4 protein-coding genes are annotated in these 7653 nt (G+C 64.8%); 2 read left to right on the forward strand and 2 right to left on the reverse strand.

Annotated features, from left to right (window positions below):
• On the reverse strand, positions 1-1210 hold a 1210-nt coding region (locus ACIQR3_RS38105), incomplete at its 3' end, for a trypsin-like serine protease (protein WP_403546166.1).
• Positions 1211-1775: 565 nt separating this feature from the next.
• Positions 1776-2249, reverse strand: coding sequence for a hypothetical protein (locus tag ACIQR3_RS38110; protein ID WP_403546168.1), 474 nt, complete (start codon positions 2247-2249; stop codon positions 1776-1778).
• Positions 2250-2917: 668 nt separating this feature from the next.
• Here ACIQR3_RS38110 and ACIQR3_RS38115 point away from each other — a divergent pair.
• Both ACIQR3_RS38115 and ACIQR3_RS38120 read left to right on the forward strand, forming a co-directional pair.
• A complete protein-coding gene (locus ACIQR3_RS38115) occupies positions 2918-6925 on the forward strand; it encodes a DddA-like double-stranded DNA deaminase toxin (RefSeq protein ID WP_403546170.1) in 4008 nt (1335 codons plus the stop codon).
• 7 nt (positions 6926-6932) lie between these two features.
• Positions 6933-7436 carry an Imm1 family immunity protein gene (locus tag ACIQR3_RS38120; protein ID WP_403546172.1) on the forward strand — a complete coding sequence of 168 codons (504 nt, stop codon included), beginning with the start codon at positions 6933-6935 and terminating at the stop codon, positions 7434-7436.
• The last annotated feature ends 217 nt before the right edge of the window (positions 7437-7653 follow it).

The raw sequence follows: 7653 nt of genomic DNA on the forward strand, positions 1-7653 counted from the left end.
TGCCGTCGGTCGCGGTGCCGCCGTCGTAGAAGACAGCCACGTCGTCCTTGCCGTCCCCGTTGTAGTCCCCCGAGGTGGGCTTGCTGCGGGACCAGGTGAAGCTGCCCGAGCTGGTCCAGGTCTTGCGGGGTGCCTGGAATTCGGTGCCGTCGCTGGTGAAGGTGTACAGGGAGGAGACGGCCTTGCCGTCGGTCGCGGTGCCGCCGTCGTAGAAGACAGCCACGTCGTCCTTGCCGTCCCCGTTGTAGTCCCCCGAGGTCAACTGACTACGGGACCAGGTGAAGCTGCCGGACTCCCATACCTTGCGAGGCGCACTGAATCCGGTTCCGCTGCTGTAGAACGCATACAGAGAGGTGCCGTACTTACCCTCGGGAGAGGGACCATTGTCGTACAGAGCAGCAAGGTCGTCCCTGCCGTCCCCGTTGAAGTCCCCCGAAGTAACCGTGGACGCCTGAGGAAGACGACGCACTTGCTGTATCCACTGATGGATGTCGTCCAGCCGGGTCTCTACGGCGCCTGTACGCGTCTCCGTTTCACCGAAGCAGCCACCCTGCCAGGAGGCATTGTGCACGGCAACCAGTTCCACCTGCCCATCCTTCTCCCGCAACGCGGGCCCACCCGCGTCTCCCCGGCAGATGGCCCCGCCCGCACTCTCGATCGCCACTATGGTGTCAGAGGTGGTTTCCACCGTGAACGCTCCGGTGTGCAGCTGATTGGGTACCCACTCATCAGCGGTGCGGCCATAACCCAGCGCATGCACGACCTCACCTGGCGCCAGAGCGGTAGATGAGATGACGGCCGGTGCTATGTCTGTGACCGGCGCGGCCAGTTTCGCCATGACCAGGTCACGATCGGAGCGGGGAACCAGTTCGGTGATCTCCACCACGTGGCCTGCGGTAGTCGACAGATCGGTGCGGCCGATGGTGGCGGTGGTCTTCTCGGCCGGCGCGCCGGCTGTAATCGGGAAAGCTGGTTGTCCAGTAGCCGCGAAGCAACTGCTCGCGGTCAGAATCCACTGAGCGTCAACAAGCGCGCCACTGCAGCTGCGGACGTTGTCACCGATCAAAATCTTTGCGGTGAACGCGTAACTCTGCTCCGAAACCGGATCACCTGCTGCAGCCTGGACTGGGTGAGTGTGCAGAGTGCTGGCCATGGCAGTGAACGCCATCAGCGCAATGGCCCGCACCGCGCGCGAGCGTCTAATGGGCACGGTGTCCCCTAACTTAGGTTTGATATGTCGGTGAAGTGGTGCCGCAGACGTGATCACCGCACGGCTTGCGTGCGGCGACCGCCATCCGTTCATTGCCGGTGTCAGTGGTGCTGCCGGTCAGACAGATGAGACTGGGAGTGCCGGGGTAGCCGGTGAGCTACTCGGCTTCACGGTGAACGCGGCGGCGCCGGCAGTAGCGGTCTCGCCGTCGAGGCCCCGGGCCGGGGACGATGTGAGCAGCAAAGCTGCGGTGATGGAGGCCAGCAGGGCCGTTTCCCTGTGTGCGGTGGGAACTTCTGATGGGCACGTGTGTCTTCCTTAACGGGTTCGTACACAAGGGCGAGGGGCTGGTAGGCCTGGCCGTCGGGGTCCGGCTACCGGTAGTAGCCGGGGCCGGAGCGGTCGTGAGAGACCAGGTGTCTGCCGTGGCTGCGAGCATGCTGCTCACAAGGCCAAGTGAGAGCCGGATCGGAACCTTGTGCAGCTTTCGGCGGATTCGAGAACCGCGTGCGGTGCGGCCGGGCGAGCAGGTTCAGAACATGGTGTGAGTGAAGGTCCGGACAGGTCAGGCGGTGACACGCAGTTCGATGAGCATCGTTCGTTCGCCGGAGGCACCGGACTCGCCGTAACCGGTGAAGTCGTTGGCGGGTGCGTTGACCACGGTAGTGGTGCCGTCGTCTTCGCGGAGGGTGGTCTTCACGGGATAGGCCTTGGTCCAGATCCCGTGGGCCTTGGGGATCTCGAGCGTGAGGTAGGCCGGCTTGGCTGTGACGTTGAAACAGTGATTTGCCGCGCCGTCTTGGTTACTCATGATCCAGATGTCGTTGTTACCGTCGCAGGGGACCATCACGATGTGACCGTCACCGCGCTTGAGAAGTGCGCCGGTCTCCTCGTAGATCTGAGCCGAGCCCGGGTAGTTGAAGTCTTCAACGATGCCGGGCATTTCACCCTCCGCTGCAGCCGAAGCTGCCACTGCGTCGCCGTTGTCGGCGTGGGCCACGCCGAGTGTTGCCGCAAATACCGCAAGCACTGCAGCCACAACGCTCAGCAACGCCTTTCGCGCACGGGTTATCACTACGGGGGTCCTTTCGAATCAGACGAAAATACAGAGAACGCGGTAATTCGAAACAGAGACTCTGCCATGCGCATTCCTGCACGATCGATCGTACACAGTCAGCACAGGTTCCACCCACAGGATGTTCACCACATATCCAGCCAGCCTTGACTCAAGAGATACCTCATACCTACCTAAAAGCCCGTACTCAAAAAGGAATTTACCATAGTTTCATATAGGGGAATTTTTTCGACCAAATAAGATGATCTTACGTTAGGTCTCCACCCTTCATAGAGGCATCTTCACGGCAGGCGGAAAAGCATCCTGGGTGGCCGACCGGAGCCCCCTCGCATGTTGGGGGAATCGGTGTACGATCAAGCGGTTCCAGTGATGCTAAGAGCCCTACAGTAAATGACTGTTAACTCACGGGGAGGGATTTTTTGTATCGGTGCACCCTTGCCTCTTCCGTAGTGCTAGTGCGCCTATCCGGCTGGATCTTTCTTTGACTGTGAAGGAGTCGCCGAGTGAGACGGCGCATATCCTTCCGAACTGTTGGTTCGGGAGTACTGAGACGGTTTTCTGGCCCTCGGCGGGCCGTGGGAATAGTGCTGTCCGCGGGTCTGCTGTCGGGTCTGCTGGGAACACCCGCCGCCATGGCGGCGGAACCGGCACCGCTGCCGGCGAACATACGCGCCGATATCGTCGGCTACTGGGAGACCGGCGGAGCCGGTCTGAAAGAGGCCGCCCAGCAGGCACTGCTCGGCGGCGACGAGGCCATCCGCACGTTCCTCGACCAAGCGGAGTCCATCCAGTACGCCGACAACCGCGTCGAGACGGCGCGGCTCGCGATGACCGGCGGTTCCGCTGTACGGGAAGCGGCCAAGGAAGCGCTCCTGAAGTCGCCGGCCGAGCTGGAGACCTTCCTCCTGTACGGGTATGAGACGCCACTGGACCTGGATAACAGGGTCGAGATCGGCCGCCTGATCACCCTAGGCGGCAGCGGCGTGCAGGACGCCGGCAAGGAGGCCCTGCTCGGCACCCCCGACGAACGCGAACTCTTCCTGAACCAGGGGCAGTACGCCGCCCGTGAACTGGACAACCGCGTCGAGGTCGCCCGGCTGGCCACCGTCGGCGGCACCAACGTGAAGGCAGCCGCCAAGGTCGCGCTCAAGGGCACACCCGAGGACATGGTCGAGTTCCTGGAGATCGGGCAGTTCACCGCCCGCAACCGGGACCAGGAACACGCATCGATCGAGGACCTGATCAAGCGGGCCGAGGCGGCGGGCCGGCAAGCCGACCATGCCCGCAAGACAGCCGAGGAGTCGTCGAAGAAGGCGATCGAGGCATCCGCGCTGGCCAAGGAGGCCGCGCTGAAGGCCGCTGAGGAGACCGCAGCCGCCAAGGACGACTCCGAGAAGGCCGCGGTCAAGGCCGCGCAGGCCGCAGACGCCGCACGGGGCGCGGCCGAGGCCGCACAGGAGGCCATCGGCTCGGCGAACGCCGCGAACCTTGCCGCACACCGGGCCGCGCTCGCCGCCGCACAGACCGCATCGGCCGCTGCCGCGGCCGCAGAGGCGGCGAATCAGGCCTACAAGGCGGCCATCGCCGCCGCCGGCAACAAAGACGATGCCGCCGCCGCCAGCCAGGCCGCCAAGCAGGCGCGCGCAGCGGCCGACGCCGCCGATGAGTCGGCCGTCGCGGCCGAGAACGCCGGGCTGGCCTCGGCGGCCGCCGCAGTCGCCTCCGGGGCGGCCAAGGACGCTTCCGGTAACGCACGCGCGGCGGCCGACGCCGCAGAACAGGCGAACGCGTACGCGGACGCCGCCGGCCTGCACTCCAACGAGGCCCGTCAGGCGGCCATAGAGGCCCGTCGCCATGCCGATGCCGCCGATGCCGCCGCCGACCGCTCCGCCGACCTGGCCAACCGCGCCGCCACCGCCGCCTACGAGGCCCGCGACGCTGCCACCTCGGCGGCCAGACATGCCAGAAAAGCCGCCGACTACGCGGACGAAGCCGCTGAGCAGGCCGGAAACGCGGCCACCTACGCCGCCACCGCCAAGAAAAACGCCGAAGCGGCCAAGGACGCAGCCGACGCCGCGACAGCCGCGGTGACCCGGGCCAAGAAAATCTTCGCACTAGCCCGCGAGACCGAAGAAGCCGACCTCACCACCCGCACCGAGGCAGCCATCGAGCGGGCCCGCTCCAAGACGACAGCCTCCTACGCCGGCATCTCCGCCTCCGCCCAGGTTCAGGCCGAAGCCCGTTCCCTGAACGACACCGCCGCCCAGCTGGCCCAGGAAGCCGACCGCCCCGACGTCGACGTCCAGGCCACCGCCGCCAAGGGCCGCCAGCTCGCCATGCAGGCCATGAAGCTGCTGGGCCCCTGGCACCAGGAAGCTGCCGCGCGCGCCCTGTCGGGCACCGACCAGGACGTCCTCGACTACCTGCGCACCCGCTGGAAAGAGGCCAAGCACAATGACGTCCGCCAGCGCGTCGTCAACCTGAGCTCCCAAAGCCCCTACGCCTCCGTCCGCGCCGCCGCCACCGAAGCCCTCAACGGCACTCCGGAGCAGATCGATACCTTCTACTCCTCCGGCCAGTACGAGGCCGGCCGTCTTGACATGAGGGTCGACGTCGCCCGCCTCGCCGAAACCGGCGGCCCCGGAGTCAGCGAAGCCGCCAAGACTGCACTCGCCGACGGCAACGGCAAGACCTTCGCGACCTTCCTGCAGATCGACCAGTACGGCCAGCGCCTAGCCGACGAAAGAGTCACCACCGCCCGCCTCGCCGAGACCGGCGGCCCCGAAGTCCAGGCAGCGGCGAAAATCGCCCTCGCCGGCCCGCCCCAGCTGATCCACGACTTCGTCAGCACCGGCCAGTACATGGCCCAGCGCAAGGACGACCTCACCTCCCACCACGTTTACCAGGTCGAACGCCTCCTCGCCGAAGGCTCCCTGGTCGCGGCCAAGGCGACGGAGAACGCCTGGCGTGCCGTGGAAGCAGCCGCCAACGCCGCGCAGGCAGCCGCCGAAGCGGAGGCAGCTTCTGAAAAGGCGCAAGCGTCCAAGGAGGTGGCCGCACGGTATGCGGCCGAAGCCGAAGCCTCCGCGGACTCTGCGGAACAGAGCGCTGCTGACGCGGCGGCATCCGCGGCCACCGCACGGGATGCCGCCAACCGGGCCGCGCAGGATGCCACTGCTGCGGAAAACTCCGCAGCCGACGCTGAGTGGTCTGCCTCGTATGCCCGCTACTCGGCGCAGAAGGCCGACGAATCCGCAACCGAGGCCCGCGCATCGGCGATCGCCGCGGGCAAGAGCGCCGAAGAGGCGGAGGCCGAGGCCGCAGCCGCTTGGCAGACAACGCGCGACCTTGCCGAGCAGGAGATCGAGGAGGCACGCCGGCAGGCGGAGGAAGAACGCAAGGCGCAGGAGGAAAGCGCACCCCGCAACCGCTGCACCAATTACCTCCCATTGGACAGTTTTGCGGTCCCGTCCCCCTGGCGCGAAACGCTCAGCAAGCTCACGACCGTCTGCGACGAGGGGGCAATTGACAAAACTCTGGACGCGCTGAAGGACCCCAAGACATACGAGGCGATCGTCTGGGAGGTCTCGGGTCTCGCCGACATCGAGGCATGTATCAAGGATCCCACCGCCCTCGGCTGCGTGATGGCCGTCGCCGGTATCCTCCCCTCGGGCAAGTACAAGCTCCTCACCAAGATCGACGACGGCATCGACGCGCTTAAGGCAGGCCGCGCTGCCCGTCAGACCGTCGCCTGCCTGACCGGAGCGGCAGCGCACAGCTTCCTCGCCGGTACCAAGGTGCTCATGGCCGACGGCACCGGCCGCCCGATCGAACAGGTTAAGATCGGCGACTTCGTCACGGCCACAGACCCTGCCACCGGCGAAACCGGCGCCCGTCGCGTCACCCGAACCATCCACACCCCTGACGACCGGGACTTCACCGACGTCACCCTCGCCGACGGCTCCGCCCTCACCTCCACTGGTCACCACCCTTACTGGTCCGCAAGTGACGGAACATGGAAGAACGCCGCCGACCTCAAGGCCGGCGACACCCTGCGCACCCCGCAGAACGACGCGGCCATCATCGCCCGCACCCGTGACTGGCAGGGACTGCAGGACGCCTACGACCTCACCGTCGACGATCTTCACACCTACTACGTCTCGACCGGCACCACCAACGTTCTCGTCCACAATACCGACGGTGCGTGCCCCGACTGGGTAACGAAGGCCTGGAAAAAGCTTCCCGAGCGCCAATCCGGAGACCCCACATCCGGATACGTCTTTGAACCCGATGGGACGCAAGTGTGGAAGTCGACAGTGGTGAGCGGAAAGAGCGAACTCTCCGAGACCATCAATGCCTTCCTTAAGGGCTCCGACGATTTCCCCAACTTCTCTACTTATGCGGATGTCTCCCATCACGCCGAAGTGAAGGTCGCTTGGGAGATGGCCACCAAGATGGAGAAGGGTAAAGAGCTGCATATTGTCATCAATACGAACTATGTCTGTCCGAAGGTGACGACGCGCAACTCGATGGGCTGCCAGCAGGCGGTGCCCGCTATCCTCTACGAGGACCAGACGCTCTGGGTGCATGTCCCCGGCCAGGCGGATCCAATACCCCTGAGGGGTACAGTAAAGAGGTGACAGATAAATGATCGTCCTCGGTGGAACGCATGTCGGCGATATCTATGCTCGTTCGGAGCAGGAAGTCGACGCTCTCATCGACCACATCATGAATGAACTGATCCAAGAGGGCAAAACGCCCGACGGCTTCGAAATCCTACCCGAAAGAGCCGTGGTGAGCATTGTCGAGGGGCGATTCCCGGAAGAGACCAGCGAAAGGTGGCCCAGCAACTACCTGTACGTGTCGGTCAACGTCAAAAACGGTTATGGAGCGTTGAAATGGTGGACCAATAAGGTGCCCGCCAGCGCACCTGAGGACGACATCTCCAGATATGTCTGGACATCAGGGAATCCTAACCCACCCTCCTTCGACCCCGCATTGATCGCAGATCCGGGAAACCCAAGCTACTATCCCCGGGAAGCAGCCATTCCAGTAGCGCAGGTCCGCGCAGCTCTGGAAGAGTTTTGCCGCACCCGGACAGGGGAGCGGCCAGACTGCGTGTCTTGGCTGCTACTTGACCAGTCCGTCTAGGGCCTAGTCGGCGTACCTACGGGGAATCTCTGCGGCATCCTCAAGGCTGGGCCGTTTCTTTCGGCCCAGCCTTCTCGCGTATATGAATCACCTTCCGCTCTTGTGAAGGAGGATCGGTGGATGTTCGGCACGCCAGGCGCGGTAGCGGGCGGCGAGGTCATCGAAGGCGGGTGCCTCCAGTCCAGTGAGGCTGGGGTGCCGCAGCCAGGTGGGGAGT

This window comes from Streptomyces sp. NPDC090994 (assembly GCF_044768905.1).
Taxonomy (GTDB): domain Bacteria; phylum Actinomycetota; class Actinomycetes; order Streptomycetales; family Streptomycetaceae; genus Streptomyces.